The 23,385-nt window shown below is 63.6% G+C and carries 21 protein-coding genes and 1 tRNA gene; 5 read left to right on the top strand and 17 right to left on the bottom strand.

All coding sequences use genetic code 11. The features are described 5' to 3' along the window. Both AC1DT3_RS02070 and AC1DT3_RS02065 read right to left on the bottom strand, forming a co-directional pair. The coding region (locus tag AC1DT3_RS02070; protein WP_477463571.1) for an iron chelate uptake ABC transporter family permease subunit at positions 1-425 on the bottom strand (425 nt) is incomplete at its 3' end. 51 nt (positions 426-476) lie between these two features. After that, the gene (locus AC1DT3_RS02065; RefSeq protein WP_477463570.1) at positions 477-1,157 is read right to left on the bottom strand and encodes a glutathione S-transferase family protein; all 681 of its coding nucleotides are present in this window, start codon (positions 1,155-1,157) and stop codon (positions 477-479) included. A gap of 245 nt (positions 1,158-1,402) precedes the next feature. Here AC1DT3_RS02065 and AC1DT3_RS02060 point away from each other — a divergent pair, with 245 nt between their 5' ends. The 3 genes from AC1DT3_RS02060 to AC1DT3_RS02050 all read left to right on the top strand — a co-directional run bounded on the left by AC1DT3_RS02060 (position 1,403) and on the right by AC1DT3_RS02050 (position 4,628). After that, positions 1,403-2,557 carry an aminotransferase gene (locus AC1DT3_RS02060; protein WP_477463569.1) on the top strand — a complete coding sequence of 385 codons (1,155 nt, stop codon included), beginning with the start codon at positions 1,403-1,405 and terminating at the stop codon, positions 2,555-2,557. Positions 2,558-2,664: 107 nt separating this feature from the next. Next, the gene (locus AC1DT3_RS02055; protein ID WP_477463568.1) at positions 2,665-3,750 is read left to right on the top strand and encodes a polyamine ABC transporter substrate-binding protein; all 1,086 of its coding nucleotides are present in this window, start codon (positions 2,665-2,667) and stop codon (positions 3,748-3,750) included. A 128-nt stretch (positions 3,751-3,878) separates the two neighbouring features. Continuing rightward, on the top strand, positions 3,879-4,628 hold the full coding sequence (locus AC1DT3_RS02050) for an SIMPL domain-containing protein (RefSeq protein ID WP_477463567.1): 750 nt from the start codon (positions 3,879-3,881) through the stop codon (positions 4,626-4,628). A 200-nt stretch (positions 4,629-4,828) separates the two neighbouring features. Here the strand turns inward: AC1DT3_RS02050 and AC1DT3_RS02045 are convergent, their stop codons facing one another. From AC1DT3_RS02045 to AC1DT3_RS02005, 9 genes are all read right to left on the bottom strand, one after another. Continuing rightward, positions 4,829-5,458, bottom strand: a complete 630-nt coding sequence (locus AC1DT3_RS02045; RefSeq protein WP_477463566.1) for a LysE family translocator — start codon at positions 5,456-5,458, stop codon at positions 4,829-4,831. 19 nt (positions 5,459-5,477) lie between these two features. Continuing rightward, on the bottom strand, positions 5,478-5,942 hold the full coding sequence (gene ptsN, locus AC1DT3_RS02040) for a PTS IIA-like nitrogen regulatory protein PtsN (protein WP_477463573.1): 465 nt from the start codon (positions 5,940-5,942) through the stop codon (positions 5,478-5,480). A 91-nt stretch (positions 5,943-6,033) separates the two neighbouring features. Continuing rightward, positions 6,034-6,609: a ribosome hibernation-promoting factor, HPF/YfiA family gene (gene hpf / locus AC1DT3_RS02035; protein ID WP_477463565.1), complete on the bottom strand. Its 576-nt coding sequence runs from the start codon at positions 6,607-6,609 to the stop codon at positions 6,034-6,036. A 277-nt stretch (positions 6,610-6,886) separates the two neighbouring features. Beyond that, positions 6,887-8,323, bottom strand: a complete 1,437-nt coding sequence (gene rpoN / locus AC1DT3_RS02030) for an RNA polymerase factor sigma-54 (RefSeq protein WP_477463564.1) — start codon at positions 8,321-8,323, stop codon at positions 6,887-6,889. A gap of 208 nt (positions 8,324-8,531) precedes the next feature. Then, positions 8,532-9,389 (bottom strand): LPS export ABC transporter ATP-binding protein, encoded by an 858-nt coding sequence (lptB, locus tag AC1DT3_RS02025; protein ID WP_477463563.1) that lies wholly within the window; start codon positions 9,387-9,389, stop codon positions 8,532-8,534. A gap of 40 nt (positions 9,390-9,429) precedes the next feature. Beyond that, the gene (locus tag AC1DT3_RS02020) at positions 9,430-10,062 is read right to left on the bottom strand and encodes an LptA/OstA family protein (RefSeq protein WP_477463562.1); all 633 of its coding nucleotides are present in this window, start codon (positions 10,060-10,062) and stop codon (positions 9,430-9,432) included. A gap of 2 nt (positions 10,063-10,064) precedes the next feature. Beyond that, positions 10,065-10,853, bottom strand: a complete 789-nt coding sequence (lptC, locus tag AC1DT3_RS02015; protein WP_477463561.1) for an LPS export ABC transporter periplasmic protein LptC — start codon at positions 10,851-10,853, stop codon at positions 10,065-10,067. Between the two features lie 116 nt (positions 10,854-10,969). Next, positions 10,970-11,584 (bottom strand): ribonuclease D, encoded by a 615-nt coding sequence (locus tag AC1DT3_RS02010; RefSeq protein WP_477463560.1) that lies wholly within the window; start codon positions 11,582-11,584, stop codon positions 10,970-10,972. Between the two features lie 107 nt (positions 11,585-11,691). Beyond that, positions 11,692-12,342 carry a hypothetical protein gene (locus AC1DT3_RS02005; RefSeq protein WP_477463559.1) on the bottom strand — a complete coding sequence of 217 codons (651 nt, stop codon included), beginning with the start codon at positions 12,340-12,342 and terminating at the stop codon, positions 11,692-11,694. A gap of 388 nt (positions 12,343-12,730) precedes the next feature. Between AC1DT3_RS02005 and AC1DT3_RS02000 the strand changes: the two genes are divergently transcribed. Further along, complete coding sequence (locus AC1DT3_RS02000) at positions 12,731-14,902, top strand: Ig-like domain-containing domain (RefSeq protein ID WP_477463558.1); 2,172 nt, start codon at positions 12,731-12,733, stop codon at positions 14,900-14,902. Positions 14,903-14,966: 64 nt separating this feature from the next. On the opposite strand, the gene AC1DT3_RS01995 is transcribed toward AC1DT3_RS02000, so the two are convergent. The 5 genes from AC1DT3_RS01995 to AC1DT3_RS01975 form a co-directional block, all read right to left on the bottom strand. Then, entirely contained in the window at positions 14,967-17,003 is a 2,037-nt protein-coding gene (locus AC1DT3_RS01995; RefSeq protein ID WP_477463557.1) for a calcium-binding protein, read from the bottom strand. Between the two features lie 316 nt (positions 17,004-17,319). Next, positions 17,320-19,017 carry a SulP family inorganic anion transporter gene (locus AC1DT3_RS01990; RefSeq protein WP_477463572.1) on the bottom strand — a complete coding sequence of 566 codons (1,698 nt, stop codon included), beginning with the start codon at positions 19,015-19,017 and terminating at the stop codon, positions 17,320-17,322. Between the two features lie 105 nt (positions 19,018-19,122). Further along, positions 19,123-19,956, bottom strand: coding sequence for a polyphosphate kinase 2 (ppk2, locus tag AC1DT3_RS01985; protein ID WP_477463556.1), 834 nt, complete (start codon positions 19,954-19,956; stop codon positions 19,123-19,125). Between the two features lie 92 nt (positions 19,957-20,048). Next, on the bottom strand, positions 20,049-20,558 hold the full coding sequence (locus AC1DT3_RS01980) for a hypothetical protein (protein ID WP_477463555.1): 510 nt from the start codon (positions 20,556-20,558) through the stop codon (positions 20,049-20,051). 462 nt (positions 20,559-21,020) lie between these two features. Then, positions 21,021-21,105, bottom strand: a tRNA-Leu gene (locus tag AC1DT3_RS01975). Between the two features lie 306 nt (positions 21,106-21,411). Here AC1DT3_RS01975 and AC1DT3_RS01970 point away from each other — a divergent pair. After that, positions 21,412-22,419 carry a complex I NDUFA9 subunit family protein gene (locus AC1DT3_RS01970; RefSeq protein WP_477463554.1) on the top strand — a complete coding sequence of 336 codons (1,008 nt, stop codon included), beginning with the start codon at positions 21,412-21,414 and terminating at the stop codon, positions 22,417-22,419. Positions 22,420-22,425: 6 nt separating this feature from the next. Here the strand turns inward: AC1DT3_RS01970 and AC1DT3_RS01965 are convergent, their stop codons facing one another. Continuing rightward, positions 22,426-23,154 (bottom strand): sulfate transporter family protein, encoded by a 729-nt coding sequence (locus tag AC1DT3_RS01965; RefSeq protein WP_477463553.1) that lies wholly within the window; start codon positions 23,152-23,154, stop codon positions 22,426-22,428. Positions 23,155-23,385: the final 231 nt, after the last annotated feature.

The raw sequence follows: 23,385 nt of genomic DNA, 5'->3' as shown, positions 1-23,385 counted from the left end.
ACGTTGGTGGTGCTACGGCCGGCGACGAGGACCACGAGCGCGATCGAGACCAGAGCGCCGCAAATGGCGGCGAGCGGCAGGGCCCAGGACAACGCACCGACGAGGCCGAAATAGAGCACCGCGACGGCGCCGAAGGCGGCGGCCTGCGGGGCGCCGAACACGGCCGTATCGGCGAGCGGGTTGCGCAGAAGTCCCTGCAGGGCGGCGCCGGTGAGTCCGAAGATCCACCCGATCATCAGCGCAAGCAGCGTCCGCGGCAGGCGGATTTCCCGCACCACGATGGTCGCGCTGCCGAGATCCTGTACCAGGGCGCGCACCGAATCGACGGCCGAAATCGGCGCCGGACCGATGGCGAGCGACGCGACGGCCAGCAGCCCGACGAGGAGCATCAGGCCAAGAATGAGAATCGGCCGCGAGGAGGGCATGAGGTCAAGGTTCTGCGTTCGCACTGGCGATAGCAACAGCGCGCCCTGGTGTCACCCCGGCGGTTGCTCGTCCCGCTCTGACTTCTCTTGAGGGAACATCGCAAAATAGGGTTGCGCCTCCTTGAGCACGCGGGCAAAGGACGGGCGCTCCATCAGACGGACAAGATAGCGGGCGCCGTTTTCGCAGCGCCCGGCGAGCGGCATGACCTTGTCGGCATAGAACAGCGCCGGCGACGCCGCGCAATCGGCCATGGTGAAAGTCTCACCCGCGGCCCAGGTCCGCTGGCCCATCTCCTTCTCGATGATGCCATAGGCTTTCGTAAGCAGCGCCCGCGCGGCTGCGACCCCGTGCGGATCGTTTTTGCCCTCCGGGCGAAGGCGGTCGGTGACGATCTTTTGCATCGGTTCGTTGACGTAGAGATCGTAGAAACGGTCCCAGAACCGCACGTCCCGCGCTTTGTCCGGATCCCGAGGGACGAGGGGCGACGCGGTCGCATATTGGCCGGCGAGATACTCGATGATGATGCTCGATTCCGGAACGGTGAGGTTCGCCGCGTCGTCGCGCAGCACCGGAAACCGCCCGATCGGCCAGACCGCCTCGAAAGCCGTCCGCGACGCGTCGTCGCCGAGATCGACGACGATGGGCTCGAAGGGAACGCCGCTCTCGTACAGGGCGATCAGCGGCTTCCAGCAGAAGGAGGCGAGCGGGTGGAGATAGAGCGAGAGGGACATCAAGGCTGCTCCGCGACGGCCAGGAAGGGTAGCGCCGACCGTTCTGCCGTCAAGGTTGGCATGGAGTTGGCATGGGAGCCCTCGCCATTCCGGGCTCTCGCTCGGCACGGAAAAGCCCGGTGACGACAGGAAGGGGATGTGCGACTCCGCCCTCGCGGAGCCGGCGGCGAGATGTCTGTTCGATCCGAGGAGAGAGCGTGATACGAAACGGTTCGCCCAAGGCTTCAGGAACCGACGAGAATCGCATGAACCCCCTCTTCGCCAACCTGCCGACGACCGTGTTCGAAGTGATGTCGAGCCTCGCGCGCGAAACCGGCGCCATCAATCTCGGGCAGGGCTTTCCGGACGATCCGGGACCGGAGGATGTGCGGCGCAAGGCGGCAGAGGCCGTGCTTAACGGCTACAATCAATATCCCTCGATGCTCGGTATTCCCGAGTTGCGCCAGGCCATCGCGGACCATTATCGCCATTGGCAGGGTCTCAGCCYCGATCCGACCTCGGAAGTGATGGTGACGTCCGGCGCGACGGAGGCGCTCGCCGGTGCGATTCTCGGCATCGTCGAACCGGGCGACGAGGTCGTGATGTTCGAGCCCATGTACGACGCCTATCTTCCGCTCGTGCGCCTCGCCGGCGGCGTCCCGCGGTTCGTCACCCTGCAGCCGCCGCACTTTCGCCTGACCGAGGAGGCGCTCGCCAAGGCGTTTTCACCCAAGACGAAGGCCGTCTTGTTCAACAACCCGCTCAATCCGACCGCGACGATCTTTTCGCCCGAGGATCTGGCGCTCCTCGCCGATTTCTGCCGCCGCCACGACGCCATCGTGATTTCGGACGAGGTCTGGGAACACGTGGTGTTCGACGGCCGTCGCCACCAATCCGTGCTGGGCCTCGAGGGCATGCGGGAACGATCCGTGAAGATCGGCTCCGCCGGCAAGATCTTCAGCCTCACCGGGTGGAAGGTCGGGTTCGTGTGCGCCGCGCCTCACATCATGAAGGTGCTCGCGAAATCCCACCAGTTCCTCACCTTCACGACGCCGCCGAACCTGCAGACGGCCGTGGCGTACGGTCTTGCCAAGGACGACAGCTATTTCGAGACCATGCGGCGCGACTTCGCGAGGAGCCGCGATCGATTCACGGCAGGTCTCGAAACGCTCGGCTTCGACGTCATTCCGAGCCAGGGCACCTATTTCCTGAACATCGACATCGCGCCCTTGGGCGAGACCGACGACGTCGCGTTCTGCCGTCGCCTCGTCTCCGATCACGGGGTGGCGGCGATCCCGGTCTCCGCTTTCTACGCGCAGGGCGCGGTCAAGAACGTCGTGCGCTTCTGTTTCGCCAAGAAGGATTCGACTCTCGACGCCGGTCTCGAACGCCTCGCCGGCGTCGCCCGCAGGGCGGCCTGAGCCATGCACAGGCGAAGCCGGATCGAGGTCCCTCGCCGATTGTAACGACGGTTGGAATTTCCTAGCCTCCGGGGGTTGTGTTTCAACCTGCGGGAGGTCCGCCTTCGATGAACCGTCTTTTCGTCTCTATCGCTCTCACCCTCGGCCTGATGACCGGGGCCAGCGCGCAGCAGCGCGTCGTGAACGTCTACAACTGGTCTGATTACGTCGACCCCAAGGCGCTCGACGAATTCACCAAGACCACCGGCATCAAGGTTGTCTACGACACCTATGACAACAACGAGATCGTCGAGACGAAACTTCTGGCGGGCAAATCGGGCTACGACATCGTCGTGCCCTCGGGTCCGTTCCTGCAGCGCCTGATCGGTGCGAAGGTGTTCCGCAAGCTCGACAAGGCCAAGATCCCGAACCTCGCCAACGCATGGCCCGACATCGCGCAGCGGCTTTCGGTGTTCGATCCCGGCAACCAGTTCGCGGTCAATTACATGTGGGGGACGACRGGCATCGRCATCAACGTCAAGAAGGTGCGCGACATTCTCGGCGACGTTCCGCTCAACACGTGGGATCTCGTGCTGAAGCCCGAGCTCGCCTCCAAGCTCAAGGCCTGCGGCATCTACATGCTCGATTCACCGGAGGATCTGTTCCCGGGTGTCCTGTCCTATCTCGGCCTCAATCCGGATTCGAAKCGCGCCGACGATCTCACCAAGGCGGGAGACGCTTTGTTTCGCGTCCGCGGCAACATCCAGAAGTACCATTCGTCGGAATACATCAACGCGCTCGCCAACGGCGACATCTGCGTCGCGGTCGGCTATTCCGGCGACATGATCCAGGCCCGCAAACGCGCCGAGGAAGCCAAGAACGGCGTCGAGATCGCCTACATCATCCCGCGCGAGGGCGCCCTGATGTGGTTCGACAGCTTCGCCATCCCGGCGGATGCGAAGAATGTCGCGGAAGCGCATGAATTCATCAATTTCATGATGCGCCCCGAAATCGCCGCGATGAACACGAATTTTGTCTCGTATGCTTCGGGCAATCAGGCCGCGAAGCCACTCGTGAAGCCGGAGATCCTCAACGATCCCGGCATCTATCCGGACGAGGCGACATTCAAGCGCCTGTTCACCAACACGGCCTACGACGACCGCGCCCAGCGCACGGTCACGCGGCTGTGGACCCGGGTGAAGACAGGCCGATGACGCTTCCCGCTCCGCCGAAAAGGCGGAGCGATTTTTTGTAAGGCGTCCGTTCCGCTGAAAGCGGAGCGGTTTTTTGTAAGGCGTCCGTTCCGCTGAAAGCGGAGCGGTTTTTTGTAAGGGATGACACCATGCGCTTGGCCAAGGCGGCAACGCTCGCCGCACTGACCCTCTCCACCGTCGCACTCACCTTGCCCCACGCCGCTGTTGCCCAGGCCGACCGACCGCGGCCGGCGACGGTCAGCGTGATGGGAACGGGGGAAGCGGAGTTGAAGCCGAACTTCGCCAATTTGATCGTTGCGGTGTCGACCCAGGCCGACACCGTCGCGCAAGCCGCCGAGGCGAACCGCGCGGCCTCCGAAAAAGTCTTGGCGCGCCTGCAGGCGATCGGGGTCAAGAAGGAGGATATCCGGACGCTCAATTTCCAGGTCTTCCGCTCCTACGAGCCGGAGAACAGCAGCGAAGCGCGCAAGACCCGCATTCCGAAATTCACGGCAAACCACCAGTTGCGCATCAAGACCACCGATCTCGATGGTGTGGGCAAGCTCGCGGGTGAAATTCTGGCGAGCGGCGACATGCTGTTCCAGTCGGTCTCCTTCGGTCTCGATCGCCAGGAGGAGGGCGAGGACAAGGCCCGCGAAGCAGCCGTGAAGGACGCCAAACGCCAGGCCGAGCTCTATGCCAACGCCGCAGGCGCCGGCCTCGGACGATTGATGGAGATCCGCGACGGCTCCGCCCAGCCCTTCCAGATGGAAGCATCCGACATGCGCATGATGGCCGCCGCCAAGGCGACACCGGACGCCATGCCGATCGTCCCGCCGGCCACCCTGCGTTACCGCGCGAACGTCCAGATCGTGTGGGAATTGACGGTGAAGCCTTAAGGCCGTGTGGCAGGTTTCACCCCGTCCGGCCAAATTCGTCCCGGCCACACACCCACCCCGTCATGGCCGGGCTTGTCCCGGCCACCTCGACTGAGAAAAGCACGGCGCCCCACATGAGAGATGTCACCGGGGCAGACCTGGTGATGACGCCGCGGGAGAATAATCGCTCGTCTACCCGGTTGGCGCGCCGATCGTGGGCGTCAGGCGGCGCGGCGCGCGAGGGCGAGCGAGGCGCCTAAACCGCATAGGACCAGCCCCGATCCTTGGCGCAGGCGTCTGATCAGGGTCGGCCGTGAGACGAGGCCGTCGCGAGCGCGGGAAGCCGCAAAGGCGACGACCACGTCGACCGCCGTGTTGAGCGACACCGTGATCAGGCCCAGCACGATGAATTGAATGGCGACATGGCCCGCCGCCGGATCGACGAATTGCGGGATGAAGGCGAGGAAGAAGGCGGCAGTCTTGGGATTCAGCGCTTCGACGACGATCCCCTGGCGCAGTGCAGAGGCGGCTCCGGTGGTCGCCACGGCTGCGGGCGCGTCGAGGCGAGCCTCCCGCAGGGTCTTCACGCCGAGCCAGACGAGATAGACGGCGCCCGCGAGCTTGAGCAGCGTGAACGCGTCGGCACTGGCCATGACGAGCGCCGACACGCCGGCCGCCCCCGCCAAGACATGGACGAGACCGCCGATCCCTGTGCCGAAGCTCGAGGCGAGGCCCTCGCCGCGCCCGCCAGCGAGGGTGCGCGCGGCGACGTAGAAGATCCCTGGGCCGGGAACGACGGCGATCAGCAACGCCGTTGCGAGGAACAGGAAAAAGTCGTGCGCATCGGACATCGGGAGAAGTTCCTGGGCGTCAGGCGGCCCGGGGGGCGGGCAGCTCGGTCAGGACGGAATAGAGCGCTTCCTTGTCGCGCGTGGTGCGCACCCGATCGACGATTCCGGGTTCGCGCAGGACGCGGGCGACGCGGGCGAGGGCCTTGAGATGGTCGGCCCCGGCGCCCTCGGGCGCGAGCAGAAGAAACAACACATCCACCGGTTGGGCATCGAGCGCTTCGAAATCGATCGGCTTTTCGAGGCGGGCGGCGAGGCCGAAAATGCGCGTCAGGCCGGGCAACTTGCCGTGCGGGATGGCGATCCCGTCGCCGATCCCGGTCGAGCCGAGCCGCTCGCGCTGAAGCAGAGCTTCGAAGATCACGCGCTCGTCGAGGCCCGTGAGCCGCGCCGCCTGGGCGGCCAATTCCTGCAGAGCGTGTTTCTTGCTGTTTGCCCTCAACGTAGGCAGAACGGCTTGTGGGTCTAGGAAGTCGAGCAAAGGCATCGATCGCGCCGCATAAGATGGTGAAGCCATTTCGGCCCCGCGCCTCTTCCAAGCAAATCTCGGGCCAATTCGGATCTCAGGCTAGTCGCTCTCAAGCTTGGCCTGGCGGCGGATCGACCCAGCCGATCGCCCCGTCGCCCCGGCGGTATACGACGTTCACGCGGCCGGTGCTAGCGTGGATAAAAACCAGCGCCGTCGACCCCAGCATGTCCAGCTCCAGCACGGCGTCGCTGACCGAGAACCGGTGCAACGCCTTCGTGGTCTCGGCGATGATGGCGGGATGGTAGGCGTCCTCTTCGGCTGATTCGTCCGTCGGTGCTTCGAGGACCGAGTACGGCGTCTCGACCGCTTGGCTGCGACCGTTTTGCGATGGCTGGCGTTCCTTGAGACGGCGCTTGTAGCGTCGCAGCCGCTTCTCGATCCGCTCGGCGGTCTGGTCGAAGCTGGCATAGGCGTCGTGGGCAGCGCCGGATGCTTCCAACGTCGTGCCGGACGTCAAATGCAGAACGCAGTCGGTGCGAAAACCGGCCCCGTCCTTGGTCACCGTCACATGACCGGAATAATTTCCATCGAAGTATTTCTGAAGTGCGTTGGACAGTCGCTCTGAAACCTGATTCCGAAGGGCTTCACCGATATCGAGATTCTTCCCGGATACCCTCAACGCCATCGTCATCCTCCCGATGCGGCCAGCTTCGAAGATCGATGCCAGCTCTCGTACCTTATCAGATGATGCGTGTTCCGCACGCCAAAACAAGACTTGACGGCAGTAATTCGTCGAGCCAGCCGCTCAGCTGCGACAGGATTGCAGCGAATCGGTGCAACCGCTTGAAACTTGACCTGTTCCGGTGAGGTGAACTGCGAACGGCGACGAAGATCGTTCCGCCTTTTGGGCCCTCGGCTGCAACCCCTGACCCACCGAAATCGCAAACGTTCGACGAGCCGGCTCAGGCGCTGCGTTTCATCCGGCGACGGTCGGTGGAGGAAGGAATTCGCAACGCTTCTCTGTATTTCGCGACGGTCCTGCGCGCGATATCGATACCCTCGCGCTTGAGGCTGGCGGTCAGTGCGTCATCGGACAGAATCGCGGTTGGCGATTCGGCCTCGATCAGATTGCGAATGCGGTGGCGCACGGCTTCTGCCGCGTGTGTATCGCAGCCCGGTGAACCGGCGATGGCCGCAGTGAAGAAATACTTCATCTCGAAGACGCCGCGATTCGTACCGAAGGTCTTGTTCGCGGCGACACGGGAGATGGTCGATTCGTGCATGCCGATTTCATCCGCGACCGCCTTCAAGGTCAGGGGCCGGAGATGGGAGACGCCGTGGCGGAAAAATCCCTCCTGACGCCGCACGATTTCGGTGGCGACCTTGAGGATCGTTCGCGCCCGCTGATCGAGACTGCGCTTGAGCCAGTGCGCGCTTTGCAGACAATCGGATAGGAAGATCCGATCTTCGTCCTTGCGCACGCAGCGCGACACCTGCGCATGATAGGTTCGGTCGACGAGAATGCGCGGCAGGGTGTCGGGGTTGAGGTCGATCACGAGCGTGCCGTCGGCAGCTTCCCTGATCATGATGTCGGGTGCGACGCACGCCGATTGCGGCGGCCCGAACGCGAGACCCGGCTTGGGCTCGAGACCTCGGATCTCGCGGAGCATTTCGGCGAGGTCGTCCTCGTCGACGCCGCAGATCCGTTTCAAGGCCGCGAAGTCGCGTCGGGCGACGAGGTCGAGACGGGTCAAGAGAGCAGCCATTGCCGGATCGTAGCGGTTGCGTTCGCGCAATTGCAGCGCAAGGCATTCCGCGAGATCGCGCGCGCCGATGCCGGCGGGATCGAAGGTCTGGATCACGGCGAGCGCACGCTCGACCTGTTCGCGAGCGGCGCCGAGACGCTCGGCGATCGCGTCCAGCCCATCGCGCAGATAGCCCGCCTCGTCGAGGCTGTGGATGATGTGGCGTCCGACGGCGCGCTCCTCGCGGTCGAGCGACGTCAATTCGAGTTGTCGTTCGAGGTGATCGGCGAGACTGACCGGAGCCGCGACGCTCGTCTCGAATCCCGACAAGCCGTCGTGAGAGGTTCGCGCAGCGGAGCCGCGTGTCGACATCGTCGAGAGGCCCGGGCCGCCCAGTCCCGTCTCGCCCCGTGGCGCGGGCGCGACCGGAGAAGCGCCGGACGATATTTGCGAGACCGCATCATCGGGGCCCGCAGAACCTTCAGCTTGCAACAGCGGGTTGCGTTCGAGTTCGCCGTCCACATAAGCCTTGAGTTCGTGATGCGACAGCTGAAGAAGCTTGATCGCCTGCACGAGCTGCGGCGTCATCACCAGGCTCTGGGCCTGGCGGAACTCCATACGTTGCATTCCGGCCATCGCGACGCCCTTCGGCATGCTTCTTGCACCCCCACGATCTTACGGGGGCTCGCACACGGGACAAAGACGATAGGGCCGGCGGGGTGCTCAAAGCAGCGGCGTGCTGCCTGTTTGCGAGGCATTTCGATCAGAGAACGCCCACCCTGAGAACGCCCACCCTGAGAACGCTCCCTGCATCAAGGCCACGCTTTGGAGGCGTATGGGCCACGCTTGATGCGACAAGCCTCTACAGGCGGAAATCCTCACCGAGATAGAGGCGGCGCACATCCTCGTTCGCCACGATGGCGTCAGGATGGCCTTCCGTCAGCACGCGTCCGGAATGGATGATGTAGGCGCGGTCGATGAGGCCGAGCGTCTCGCGCACGTTGTGATCGGTGATCAGAACGCCGATGCCGCGCCGCGTCAGGTGGCGGACGAGATTCTGGATGTCGCCGACGGCGATCGGATCGATGCCGGCAAACGGCTCGTCGAGCAACATGAAGGTCGGTTCACCTGCGAGCGCACGGGCGATTTCGCAGCGTCGGCGCTCGCCGCCCGACAAGGCGATCGACGGCGCCTTGCGCAGACGTGTGATGTTGAATTCTTCGAGGAGCGCATCGAGTTTGCGCTCGCGCTCTTTCTTGCTCGGCTCCACCACTTCGAGCACGGCGCGGATGTTGTCTTCCACGTTCAGGCCGCGAAAGATCGAGGCTTCCTGCGGCAGGTAGCCGATGCCGAGGCGGGCGCGGCGGTACATCGGCAGCGTCGTCACATCGTGCCCGTCGAGGCTGATGACGCCGCGATCGGCTGAGACGAGGCCGGTGATCATGTAGAAAATCGTGGTCTTGCCGGCGCCGTTCGGCCCGAGCAATCCGACGGCTTCGCCGGCGCGGACGTTCAACGCTGCTTCGTGGACGACGGTGCGGCCGCGATAGCTTTTTTGCAGACCTTTGACCGCGAGAACGCCGGGTCCGCCGAACGGGCGATCGTCGTGCGCGCGTCGCGCCGCATCCTCGAAACCCTCGGACGCGTCGAGAACCGACACGTGGGGAGGAGGCGTGCCGGTCGAACCGGCCTTCGCGTTACGGTTGAAGAAGGGTTTCACGCAATCGTCTCTATCATCGGATGTTCAACCGGATCGTCCCTCAGCGGGTCGCCGGCTTGGCCTTGGTGTCCTTGGCGTCTTTGCCGTCTTTGCCCTTGGCGCCCTGCTGGGTCGCATCGGAGCCGCTGCCGGGCACGAAGAGCGCCTTCACGCGGCCGCCGGGCTTGGTCTCGACGTTGGCGACACCCGTGTTGAGGTCATACACCACGCGTTCGCCGCGCGTGACATTCGGCCCGTCGCTCAAGGCGGCGTCGCCGATGAGATAGATCTTGTTGTTCTCACGATCGAACGTAGCGTCCTTGCCCGTGGCGACCTGCGTCTTGGAGACGATGGTGACCGGTCCCTTGCAATCGATCTTCTTGATCGAGCTGTCGTCGGCGCCCTGGCTCGTCGGCATCGCGGACTTGTTGCCTGCCTCGTCCTTCTTCTGCTCGTAGAAGACGGTCATCAGCGTGCAGTTCATCGTGCTGTCGCCCTGAACGGCGACGACGTTGCCGGAAAAGACCGCGCGGCCTTCCTTGTCGTAGACGTCTAGTTTGTCCGCATCGATCTTGATCGGCTCCTTGCTGGAACCGAAATTGCCGAAGCCCGCCGCGCGTTCTTTGCTGGCCTGGGCCAGCGCGGGGTGGGTGAGAAGAAGAGCGCCTGCGACGAGCGCGACGTGTTTGAACATGATCATGGACGCGGTGTTGAGGGTTGAGCGGACGGTGACGCCGGTTGGCCGGGTATGGTTGAAGCGCCGCCGAATGACCCGGGTTGGCCGGGCGTCGCCGAAGCGCCGCCCGCAGGAGCCTGGCTGCTTTCGAAGACGGCGTGCACCCGTCCGTCGAATTGAATGGCCTTGCCGTTGTCGGTCACGCGGATTCCTTTCGCCTCGATCGTGCCGTTGCCGAGGAAAACCTTGACCGGATCGGTGGATACCACGCTGCCGGCCTTGAAGTCGATGAAGGCGGAACGCAGCTCCATTTCCTGCCCGTTATCCGTGCGCACCCGCACGTCGGACTTGAGCTGCATCTGTTCCTTCTGCGTATCGAGGACGCCGACCGCCGCTTCGAGGCGCGCCATCGTGCCCCGGTCGTCGGTGGCGAGACGAGCCCGCATATCCTTCAACTCGACGATATGGGGCTGGCGCACGTCTTGGGTCGCGGCGGTGGCCGTCACTTCGTAGGGTCGGTTGTCGTTACGGTAACCGGTCAGCCGGGGGCTTTCCATGGTCACCTGCGTGCCGGACACCGAGACGGCGCCCAGCGTCAGGCCCTGGATGCTGCGGAACGGATCGTAGATGACCACGAACATCAAGGCGCCGAATGCGAGAAGCGATCCGAGGGGAATCGCCCATTTGGCGAAACGGACCCAACGCGAATGGCGCCGCGCCTTCGAGAAGGCACGCGTACGCGCCCGTCGGCTCGTCGCCAATGCGCCGTCGATGGCCATCCCTTGCGCCATTCCTCGCCCGTCCGTCACCAAAATCCCTCGCAGCCAAAACTCACGTGCGCCATGACGTACCGCCATGGCGAAGTTGTGGCCGTTATACAGTTCGTCCTGAATATAGGAACTAGCTCACAAAGCTTAAATACGCGTCAAGAGTGGGAAAAGATGTCGGTCTCGGGCCATCCCATGAGATCGAGCTGGGAGCGGGTCGGCAGAAAATCGAAGCAATGCTGGGCCACGCCGCTGCGATTCTCGCGCGCCAGCACCCGATCGAGCTTTTCGCGCAAGGCGTGGAGATAGAGTACATCTGACGCTGCGTAGTCGAGCTGAGCCTGGCTCAGGGTCTCCGCGCCCCAGTCGGAGGATTGCTGCTGCTTGGAAAGCTCGACGCCCAGCAATTCGCGCACCAGATCCTTGAGGCCGTGCCGATCCGTGTACGTGCGCGTCAGGCGCGACGCGATCTTCGTGCAATACACCGGACGCGGCATGACGCCGAACGCGTGAAACAGCACCGCCAGATCAAAGCGGGCGAAATGAAAGATCTTGAGGACGCTCTCGTCCCCCAGCACCCGCACCAGATTCTGCGGCACGGGTCCGTCCTTCAGGATCTGCACCACGTCGGCCGAGCCGTCGCCCTTCGAGATCTGCACGACGCAGAGGCGATCCCGGTGCGGGTTGAGACCGAGCGTCTCGGTGTCGATCGCGATCGCCGGGCCGGGCTGATAGTCCGAAGGCAGGTCGCCGCGATGAAAGCGCGTTGTCATGAGGAGATCCAAGCTGTGCCGATCAGGGGCTGTACCCTGTCCCGCCTCACGCATCAACTCGCGCGCAACGCGTCGCCGTCAACCTTGGATGGCGGCGACCCTCGCTCCTAGCGGCAGACCTGGACCCACCGATGGGATACGTGTCCGTAGCGGTTCACGATCCTGCGACGAACGTCATGGCAATTGGAGGCCGTGCGGTAATACGACCGGCGATAGGTCGGTTGATTGACCGCATTGGCGATGGCTCCGATCGCAAGGCCGCCGATCAGGCCGGCCACCACCGCGCCGCCGCCGTCGTTGTAATAACCGTAACCCGGATAGCCGTAGCCATAACCATAGCCGCCGTAATAGGCCGGGTAGCCGTACCCATATGACGGGTAGCGGTAGCCGTACCCGTATGACGGGGAGCGGTAGCCGTAATAGCGTGGCCGCCACACGTTCACCGGTCTGTAGCCACCCCAGCCGTAGGCCGGCCGAGCGTAGACGGCCGGTCGATAACCGAAGCCCGGTCTGATACCGCCACCCCACCCTGGCCTCACGCCTCCACCCCAACCGGGATGAAAACCGCCAGCTCTGAAGCCGCCGCCCTGGAACCCACCACCTCGAAAACCGCCGCCCCGAAAACCGCCGCCGTGGAACCCACCGCCGCCACGGAAACCATGGCCGCCGAATTGCGCATCCGCCGATTCGATCGGAGCCGCAAATCCCAACGCGAGCGTCGCGAGGCCGATGAGTGGGACCTTGATGGAGAAAGCCATTGCGCCCTCCTGAAGGACGTTTCTGCTGAGCGTCCAACAAACGGAGCAATGCCGAAGTTCCTCGCTCAACTTGCGTCCTAGCAGCGCGGCTGCAGAGCTCGGTCGTGGACGGGACGAACGGCCACGATGCCACCGATCTGCGGTGACCTCGCATCGCGTTTGGTGGGAAGTGCATGAAACGATGCCAACTCTTTCGAGCTACCACTTAAGAAGCACAATCAATCTGCCGGAAGGTTCGTCCAGCCGGCGCGGGTTTTTGACGCTGCGCTGAGACCCCAAGCCCATGGTGCATCTCAAACGAATTAGATCGGCCATATTTGGGATAGGAGGGGCTGATTCTTGGCCGCATGACAGGAATGATGTCTGTTCTCATCATTCGGAGGCGAGCATGCGCTCTTGGTCCGCGATCCTTGTCGGCGCTTGTACTGTAGCGTTCGCAGCGTTTCTCTGGCTCGGTCTGGTGCGGTTGACGCCTCTCGTGGTCGCCGTCACGCCCTCGAACGAAGCGCATGGCGTCTATCCTGACACGAGCATCGCGATTTCTTTCTCGCGGCCCATGGCCGGCGAGACGATCAGCAGCGGCACCATCGTGCTTCGTGACGGTGACGCCGCCGCCGTTGCGACGCGCGTGACTTACGACGCGCGACGGCGGATCGCTCAGGTGACACCGAAGAACAGGTTGCGCGCTAACACGACCTACAGCCTGCAAATCGGCGAGGATGCTCGGTTTCGTCCGCACAGCACCTGGGGCCTTCCGCTCTCCGTGGGCGTGGTGACGCAGTTCGACACCTATGTGCCGCTCGATCCGCCGGAGCCTGACGCCACGCCGATTCTCGTCGTCACGGATCCGCGACATCCCTCCGGTTCCTACTATGCCGAGATCTTGCGCGCCGAGGGTCTCAACCTGTTCTCTATGATCAGGGCATCCGACGTGACGCCGCAGCGATTGGAATCCGCCGACATCGTGATCGTGACGAATGCCGAAGCCGACACGATCCCGCAGGACGTGCTCGCCGATTGGGTGAATGAGGGCGGAAACCTCATCGCCTTCGAGCCCACGGGAGAAAAGCTGTCCCTGTTCGGATTGGCGGAGGTGGGACCCCCCGTCCCGAACGGATATCTGCGCGCCGATCCCGAAAGCGCGGCGAGCCGGGGCATCGTTCAGGATACGCTGCAATTGCGTGTCGTCGCGCGCCGTTACGACCGTCTGGACGGCACGACGATCGCGCATCTTTTCGAGGCCGCCGGCCAGCCGACCGGGAATCCCGCGGTCACGTTGCGCAAGGTCGGAGCCGGGCACGCGGCGGCTTTCGCCTACGATCTCGCGCAATCCGTCATTCTGACCCGCCAGGGCAATCCGGACTGGATCAACCAAGAACGCGACGGCTTGCCGCCGCGCCGGACGAACGATCTGTTCTTTCCCGATCACCTCGACATGGCGAAGGTCGGAATCCCCCAGGCCGACGAGCAACAGCGTCTTCTCGCCAATCTCATCCTGACGATGAACGAGGCCAAGCGCCCGTTGCCGCGTTTCGGCTATTTGCCGGGCGGACGGCGCGCCGCCATCGTCTTGGCGGGTGACGATCACGGCACCGCGCGTGGAACCCTCGATGTCTTTTCGAGACTCGCCGCCRAGAGTCCCGCCGCCTGTCGCGTCGATCTGTGGGAATGCTATCGCGCGACGTCTTACTTCACGCTCGACACGCCGCTCACGACCACGCAGATCGCCGATTACTCCGCTGCCGGATTCGAATTCGGCATTCACCTGCACACGGGCTGTCGCGACCAGGACAACGCCTCCGTCGGGCTCGCGCTCTCGCATCAGGTGACGGATTTCGGCAGAGGGATCGGCATCGCCGACCAACAGACCCACCGCATGCATTGCGTCATCTGGAACGGATGGGTCGATACGGCCAAGAGCGAGCGCGCGCACGGCATCAGGCTCAACATGAACTACTATTACTGGCCGGGTTCCTGGGTCCGGCGGCGGCCCGGGTTCATGACCGGGTCGGGCTTTCCCATGCGGTTCGCCGATACCGACGGCACGGTGTTGGACATCTACCAGGCGACCACGCATCTCGTGAATGAGAACGGCATCGATCACGGCGAGGGAATCCGCTTTCTGATCGACAGGGCGCTCGGGGACGAACAATTCTTCGGCGCATTCGGAACCTATTACGACTACACCGACGGGTTTTTCGACGCGGTGGTCTCGATCGCAAAAGAGCGTGACGTTCCGCTGATATCGGCGGCCCAATTGCTGCGCTGGCTCGACGGGCGTGCGACATCCCGTTTCGATCAGATCGCCTGGACCGACCGCACGCTCAGTTTCGAAGTCGAAGTCGGCCTCGGCGCTCTCTCGATCGTGGCGATGTTGCCGCTCTGGTCGTCCGGCCATCGCATGACGGTGGTGGAATGTGCGGGAGAAAAGCTCGCCTTCACGGAAGAAACCATCAAGGGGATGGAATACGCAGTGTTTCCGGTGCGCTCCGGCGATTGCAGCGCCACCTACGAGGAAGATCGATCCTCGGGCCTGCCGTCACCGACGAAGCTGCAATGAAAACGAAGGTCCGCCGTCGCGGAGCGCGGCGGCGGATACCTTGACGTCTTCGACGAACGAACGCCTAGATGACGTAGAAATCCTTGTCCGTCAGTTTGAGATTGGGCGAGAGCTTCGCGAACAGGATGGCCGCACCTTTTCCCGATCCGTCCGCATCGTAATACAGCGCGCCCGATTTCTTGTTGTAGATCAGATAGTCGTTGGCGTCGGCGGCCTTGGACCCGATGGTGAAGAAATCGCTGTTCACTTTCACGGGCTTCGATTCGGTGCCGCTCTTTCCAAGCTTCTTGAAGATCGCGTTGTCGAGCCAGACCGTGTCGTCCTTGACCGAGAAATCGGTGATGCGATCGACGTTGGTGGTCTTGTTCAATTTCGTGGCGAAGGCGAAGAAGTCCTTGCCGGAATTGCCCGTCAGCTGGTCGATGCCGAGCCCGCCGAAGAGTTTGTCGCCGCCCGAATCGCCGAGCAAGGTATCGTCGCCGAGATCGCCGAGCAGCCTGTCGCTGCCGGCATTGCCTTTCAGAACGTCGTTGCCGGCCTTGCCGTCGAGAATGTCGCTCGAATCGGCGCCGCTGATGGCGTTGCCGAAGCCGTTGCCGACGAGGGTGAAAGCGCCGAGACCGTTGGCGCTGAGGGCCTCGACCTCGGCTCCGGCCGCAAGCGTCAACGAGATAGCGGATCGCACCGTGTCGAAGCCGCGTCCGACGCCTTCGACGACCACGTCCAACGCATTGTCGACGAGAATGGTGTCGTCGCCGAGCCCGCCGTCCATGTAATCCGCGCCGACGCCGCCATCGACGACGTCGTCGCCCGCGCCGCCGTTGACGGTGTCGTCCGCGCGCCCTGCATTGATGGTGTCGTTGCCGCCGCCGGCGTCGATGTAGTCGATGATGCCGTCCGCCGTGAACGTGATCGCGTCGTTCGCACTGTCGCCATACGTCGCGCGCGAGATCTCGATGAGCCTGGCCACGACGCCGCCGCCCGAGTCGGCTCCGGTGGCCGGCGGGTTGGCGCCATAGGTCGCCATCACATGCGATGCGTCGAGCCAGTTCGCGCTCCCCCAGAACTCGTCGCCGACCGTCGCGGCGATCACTTCGTCTCGAGCGACGAAGTCGCCGGTCGGAGAAATCAGCGATCCATTGATGTTGTAGATGCCGCCGCCGCTGTCCGTGACGTTGATGAACGTATACCCGTCGGGAGACACGGCGCTCGCCACATTGCCGTCGTTGATCGGCGCTTGCGTCGCCCGCACGACGGCCTGAAATACGCCGGTGGCCGCGAACCGCGCCGTGCTGATGTCGGCGTTTGTGACGACGCCGGTCCAGCTCGAATCCTCATAGCTGACGAGGAATTGGCCGTTCGGCAACGCCACCACGTCGCCGTCCCGATTGACCGCGCCCAGCCCGTCGAATTGCGCCGCCGCGGAGCGGACGCTTCCATCCGCGTTTCGAACCGCGGCCCACATCGCCGTATCGCTCGTCACGGTGTTGAGACGGTTGAAGGCGATGGCGAAGCCACCGTCCGCAAGACCGGCAATCGCAGGACGCTCGTCGTATGCGGCGCCGTTGTCGAGCGGGATTCCGTTGCTGTCGATCGGCAAGGGATCGATGGCTGCTCCGGACGCGTCGAACCGTCGAAACATCACATCGTGGTCGGTGGCGTTGAACCGCCGTTCCCATGTGATCGCGAAACCGCCCCCTGCGAGGGCGGCGACATCAGGGCGGAGACTGCTGAAGGTGTTGGTCTCCGCGGCTGTCACGGCCGTCAACGGGTTGAGATTGGCATCATAGACCCGAAAGAAGACGTCCTGCGTCGCGGTGCTGTTCGCCCACGTGACGACGATGTTGCCGTTGGTCAGAACGGCGACGCCGGGCTGATCGGACGAGTCGACGGCGGCGGATACCAAAACGGGCGAGCCGAGCGGGTTTCCCTTGCCGTCGGCCAATCTCGCGGACAAGTCACCCGTGCCGCTCACATAGAACACGGCGGTCTGGCCCGTCGCCGTCGTCACGGCGGATGGATTGTATTGCTGGTTGATGTCGGTCGAGATCGATTTTGGCGCCGTGATCGGCGTGGCGCTGTAGGTTGTTGACACGGCCATAAAGAGCCTCCCTGAGAGAGGCCGTTCTCACGCCCGCAATCCTGGCGCGCCAGTAGGGCACAAGATACGGCAAAGGAAAAATCAGGCGATTACTTAAGCAGACGCCAGACATTACCTACAGGAAGAGATGGCATTCAAGAGAAATGGGCCGTCGTAATACTTACTGGTGCACGAGCGCACATGAGCGACGTCATCGATAGGCCGGGCAGCGCTTGGCGGCGGAGACCCGGATCGATCTCTTCGCCCCCCATTTCGCGGCGCCGAGCGTGCGAATTGCTTGCGCGAAATATCCATCGCCTCTGAAACCTCGGTGTCGTCATGGATTGCGACCCTGTGGTTTCTGCCAATCCACCGAATGGATATGCACATGGCTTCGGACGGCTTCCTCGACCGTTGGAAAGAAGGACCCCTCGCCGAGTTCCGCGTACAGGCCGAACCGCTTCAGCTTGTCCTTCACGGGATCTTTCAGCTCCGCAAACCACAGCTCTATGCCATTTGCGTGCAAGGCCCCTTTCAGGTCGGTGAGGGTGTCGGCGGCAGTGACGTCCACGCTGGTCACCGGTTCGGCCACGACGACGACGGTGCGAACGGGTGTGGGTGAATGGGCCACGGCCTGCAGAATCCGTTCCTTGAACAACTCGGCGTTGGCGAAGAACAGGGGCGCATCCCAGCGGAACAGAACCAGGCCGGGTATGCGGTCGGCGTCGGGATAACGCACGATGTCGTGGTAGCCCTCGACGCCTTTGGCCTTGCCCAGCACTGCGGAATACGGCCGCCATCCATCCCACAGGAATTCGATGACGGCGATGCCGATCGCAAGGCCGATGCCCGGGATGACGCCGAGAATTGCGACACCGGCGAAGCAGACGATCGACAGCCAAAACTCCCAAGGCTGCATGCGATAGATGCGAACGAGTCCCTCGATTTCGATGAGACCGATTGCCGAGGCGATGACAATGGCGGCAAGGGCGGGGGATGGCAGGTGCTGGAGGAGGGTGGGCGCTGCGACCAGCAGGACAGCCACCGCCCCCGCACCCACGACGCCCGTCAATTGCGTGCGAGCACCGGCCGCCTCGGCCACAGGTGTGCGCGACGAACTGCTGCTGACGGGGAAGCCCTGAAAGAAGCCTGCCGCCAGATTGGCGGCGCCGAGCCCGATCATTTCCTGGTTCGGATTGGCGGCGGCACCGGTTTTCACCGCATAGACACGGGAGAGAACGCTTGTGTCGGCGAACGATACAACCGCAACGGCACCGCCACCGATCAGAACGGGGACGATGTCCTCATACCTGATCCAGGGGATCGAGAAGGCGGGAAGGCCCTGTGGGAGCGGACCCAGCACCGCGACCCCGGCGCGGCTCGACAGGTCGAAAATGCTGACGAGGAGAGTTGCCGCAACCACCGCGATGAGGATTCCCGGTATGCGCGGCGTTCTCTTGAGGAGGAGGATCGTCACGAGAGTCGCGGCGCCGATCGCGAATGAAGTCCAGTTTATTTTGCCCGCAACCACCGCCTCGCCGATGGCAAACAGATTCCTGAGAGGACCGTCGCTGTCGATGGAAAAACCCAAGAGCTTGGGAAGTTGGCTGATCAGGACCGTCAACGCTATGCCGTTCATATAGCCGTAGCGAATAGGTTTTGAGAGGAGCTCCGTGACAAAGCCGAGGCGGGCGATCCCGAACAGGATGCACACGGTTCCCGAAACCACGGCCATCAGGCTCGCCACGGCGATGGCGCGGTTTGGGTCCCCGCCCGACAGGGGAAGGACGACGCCCAGGATGATGGCGGCAAGAGACGAATCCGGTCCGAGAACGAGGATGCGACTGGGGCCGAACAGGGCGTATGCGAGCAGGGGCACGATGGTCGCATAGAGACCGTAGATTCCGGGCAGGCCCGATGCCGCCGCATAGGCGATACCGACGGGCACCAGCATCGTCGTCAACACAAGCCCCGCAACGATATCGTGAGGCAGCCAGACGAGCTTGTAGGAACGCAGCGTCGCGAGCCCCGGCATCCAGCGTGTCCATGCGTGCGTCACGTGGCTTCTCGTGTTCCGATGAGCTCGTTCGAAGAGGAAAGGCGAAGGCGCGGCGCGCCGTCGTGCGATTTCAGTAGAGCTTCAGTAGATCTGCGGCACCACGTTGTTGGCTGGCAGCGCGTCGTCGATTCCCTTGGGTCGAGGCTCGGCCTTGGGCATCTTGGGCAGATCGATCTTGATCTTCTTGTAGGGAATTATGCTGAGCAGATGGGTTATCAAGTTCAACCTTGCCTTGCGCTGGTCGTCCGCTTGAACGACGTACCAAGGGGAGCGGGGAGTATCGGTATCGCGCAGCATGTCCTGGTAGGCAATCGTATAATCCCACCAACGCCGCACGGACTCGGTATCCATCGGGCTGAGTTTCCAGTGTTTGATGGGATCGTCGATGCGGTCGGCGAAGCGCCGTCGCTGTTCGTCCTGGCTGACATCGAGGAAGTACTTGATCAGGATGATGCCGCTGTTCACCACTTCCGATTCGAACGGGCGCACGAGCCGAATGAACCGCTCGTAGTCGCGCTTGGAGCAAAAACCCATCACGCGCTCGACGCCGGCGCGGTTGTACCAGGAGCGATCGAACAGGATCACCTCTCCGGCGGACGGRAACTGGGCGATGTATCGCTGCAGATAGAGCTGGCTCTTCTCGCGTTCGGTCGGGGTCGGCAGGGCGACGTGCCGGAATACTCTCGGACTGACCCGCTGCGTGATACGGCTGATGACGCCTCCCTTGCCGGCCGTATCTCGGCCTTCGAAAACGACGACGATCCGTGCGCCCGTTTCCTTCACCCAGGTCTGCAGGCGAACGAGCTCGACTTGGAGCTTTCTCAGCTCGTTCTCGAAATCCTTCCGTTTCATTTTTTCGGGTGCGCGATCGTCGGCCTCCGCGTCTTTCCGTTTTGCGGAACGTTTGTCCTTCATCGGTACCTCCTCTCGTTCACGAGCCGCGTGAGGATGGGGTGATCGACAAGGCGGCCTCTAAGGCTTCACGACCTCTTAAGGCTTCACGACCTCTAAGGCTTCGGCGCTTTCCAACTCAGAAAAAACCCGACGTCGCCCGGCATGCCGCCCGGCCACTCGATGATCATCGCCTTCAGCTTGAAACCGGCGGGCTTGAGTTGGTCTCTCCAGAATTCATAGGCTTGGCGTGGCCGACCTATCAACTCGTTCGGCCATTCGGGATCTGCGTTGTTCACGGCGCGACCGTGATCGGCACAGAGATCGACTGGAAAGCGCATGACCATCACTTCAGTCTCGCCGCGTTCTGCGGCAGCCCGCAATTTGAAATGCAGCGTCTTGGTGATTTCCTTCACGCGTTCTTCAGTGAGATCGAGTGGCTCGGCGAGCGTCTTCGCGAGGGTCTGCCGCGCTTTCCCGGCGCGATCCATGACGTCATCTGACTTCGACGCGCGCGCGATTTGCATTTCAGCCATGTAGTCGCGCAAGTCGGCGGCTGACATGAACGCTTCGACACCAAGCTGCGCGGCCTGCGGATTGTCGGTTTTTCCTTCCAGCGGTTCCATGTCTAATCTCCTTGGTCGAGACGCAAGACGATGTCGTTGACCGGCTCAGGATCGGCAGTGTGGTATGGCGAACGCATATTCCACGCCCGGTGCCGATACCGCCACGCAGAAGAGCGACCCGGCTTTCATCGACGTCGATGGCGATACCGGCCTGCGGCATCTGTGCAGCGCGCTGAAGATGGAACTGTACGTAGGCGACTTTCCTCGAGCGGCAAGGCTTGAACGCGGAGGCGTCTCCAATTCCCGGCGATCGCTCGCGTCGTTTTTCTGTGTCGCCGAGCGAGCTGACCGCGGCGAAACGGTCATCCCCATTCGGGGCGATCAGGCGACGTCCCCGCGGGCCGAATACCACCAATCGCCCCAACCCCTGACGCCGCCGGACATCCAGACAACAAAAAAGCCCGGAAAGCCGGGCTTCTTGTTTCATTTTCGGACGTCACAGGACGTTGGAAAACTTGGATTTGGTGCCCAGGAGAGGACTCGAACCTCCACGACTTGCATCGCTGCTACCTGAAAGCAGTGCGTCTACCAATTCCGCCACCTGGGCATGCCTTACGGCGGGGATCCGTTTAGGACGGCGCGGGCGGCGCGTCAATCGTCGAAACGGGAGGTTTTTCGCAATCGGCTCCCGTGGACCCTTCAAAAGGCGTTCCGCGTTTTCTCGGGAAGCCATCGGCAACGGGTGATCGGCGGGCGGGAGGCGCCGCGGGATCCGCCGCGGGATCCGCATTGCGAACCGTTGCCAGTGCGGCGGATCATGCGTTAGAGACGTTCCAAAATCCCGCAGACGCCGCGACAGGAATCCGGCGCTGCGCACTATCATTTCCAGGCCCGCTTGGGGCAGGAGGCTTTCATGATCGGCCCGATCCGCACACCCGCCCAGCAGCTCGTCACGGTTTTCGGCGGCTCCGGGTTCCTCGGCCGCAACGTGGTGAGCGCGCTCGCCAAGCGCGGCTACCGGGTGCGCGTCGCGGTGCGTCGGCCGGCGCTCGCGAATTTCCTCCAGCCCCTCGGCACCGTCGGCCAGATCCAGACGATCCAGGCCAATCTGCGCGATCCGCAATCGGTCGCGGCGGCGGTGCGCAACGCCGATTTCGTCATCAACCTCGTCGGGATCCTGCAAGAAGGCGGCCGCCAGACCTTTTCGACCCTGCAGGCCGAGGGCCCCGGCCGCATCGCGGCGGCGAGTGCGCCTGACGCCAAGATTATCCATGTTTCGGCCATCGGCGCGGACGCCCAGTCCGAATCGCTCTACGCGCGCTCCAAGGCCGAGGGCGAAAAGGCGCTTCTGACCGCACGGCCCGACGCGATCATCGTGCGGCCGTCCCTGATGTTCGGGCCCGGCGACAGCTTCTTCAACCGTTTCGGCTCGCTTGCGCGGATGCTGCCGGTGCTGCCGCTCGCCGGCGCGGAAACGAAGCTGCAACCGGTCTTCGTCGGCGATGTGGCCGAGGCCATCGCCCGGGCCGTCGAGGGCAAGGTCGAGGGCGGACGGATCTATGAGTTCGGCGGTCCGGAAACCCGCACCTTCCGCGCCCTCGTCGCGTATGTGCTCGCGGTCACCGAGCGCCGGCGCCTGATCGTGCCGCTGCCCAATGCCATCGCCCGCTTCCAGGGCACCGTGCTCGGCCTCCTCGACAAGCTCACCCTCGGCCTCGTGCCGGACGAGCTCGTGATGACGCGCGACCAGGCGATCCTCCTGGAAAAGGACAACGTGGTGTCCGCGGCCGCCACCCGCGACGGGCGCACGCTTCAGGGTCTCGGCATCACGCCGACCGCCATCGAGGCGATCGTGCCGGCCTATCTGGTGCGTTTCCGCAAGACCGGCCAGTTCGATCTCAAGCGCAACACCGCGGCCTGAGGGCTTTTACGACGGACCGGCGTTGATCCGCGCCGGGCGCTCCTGCGTCATCGGCTGCGCCCGCGCCGCGAGGCGCTTGTGCAGGTGGACCATCATGGCGACGCCGAACAGCGGCGTGAGCAGGTTGAGGATCGGGATCATCACGAGGGCCGCCAAAACCGCGCCGGCGGCGAACACCGTGCCGCGATGGGCGACGCGCATGCGCGACGCGTCGGCGAGAGGCTGGAAGCGGCCGGCTGCGAGTTCAAAGTATTCCCGTCCCAAGAGATAGGCGTTGGCGACGAAGAACACGCCGATATTCACCACCGGCACGAAGAACAGCAGCAGGGCGGCGAGATTGACGAGAAGCGACAATCCCGCAAAGCGCAGGCCGTAGAGGAGCGCCCGTCCGAGCGGCAGCGGGCGTCCCGGCGGATCGGTCGGAAAGTCGGTGCCTTCCACGATCTCGGCGACGTCGTCCAAAAAGTATCCGGCGACGATAGCCGACACCGACGGCAGCAGATAGGCGAGCGCCACGAAAAGCCCCGCCCCGGCGAGGAAGAACGCCAATCCGTCGAGGATGGGATAGCTCGCGCTCAGGGAATGATCGGCGAGGAACGCGCTGAACAGCCGCGTCAGGCCGAACCAGACCAGCGCCAGCAGCGCGGCGGTCAAGGCCAGCGACTTGTAGAGAATGCGCCGCAAGTCCTGCGAAAAGACCTGACGCCATGCCGCATAGGCCGCCTGAATAAGCAAACTCGTCCTCCTTGGTCGCATCCGGGGCGTCAGCGCCCTCTCACGTGAGAAGCGAAGCACGGCCTTTCGGATAGGGCGGACTTTACATATGAACGGTTGCACCACAAGGCGAGGGGGGAACCGTCCCGCATGCAGCCGGCCTTTACACCCGATCGCTCGCCATTGCCGAGCCAGCCCGACGTCGTGATCGTCGGCGCCGGAAGTGCGGGCATCGCCGCCGCGCGCCACCTG

The sequence above is a fragment of the Microvirga sp. P4_G7 genome, from assembly GCF_056401005.1.
Note: the sequence above shows the minus strand (reverse complement) of the source record. Positions and strands in the feature narration are given on the sequence as shown.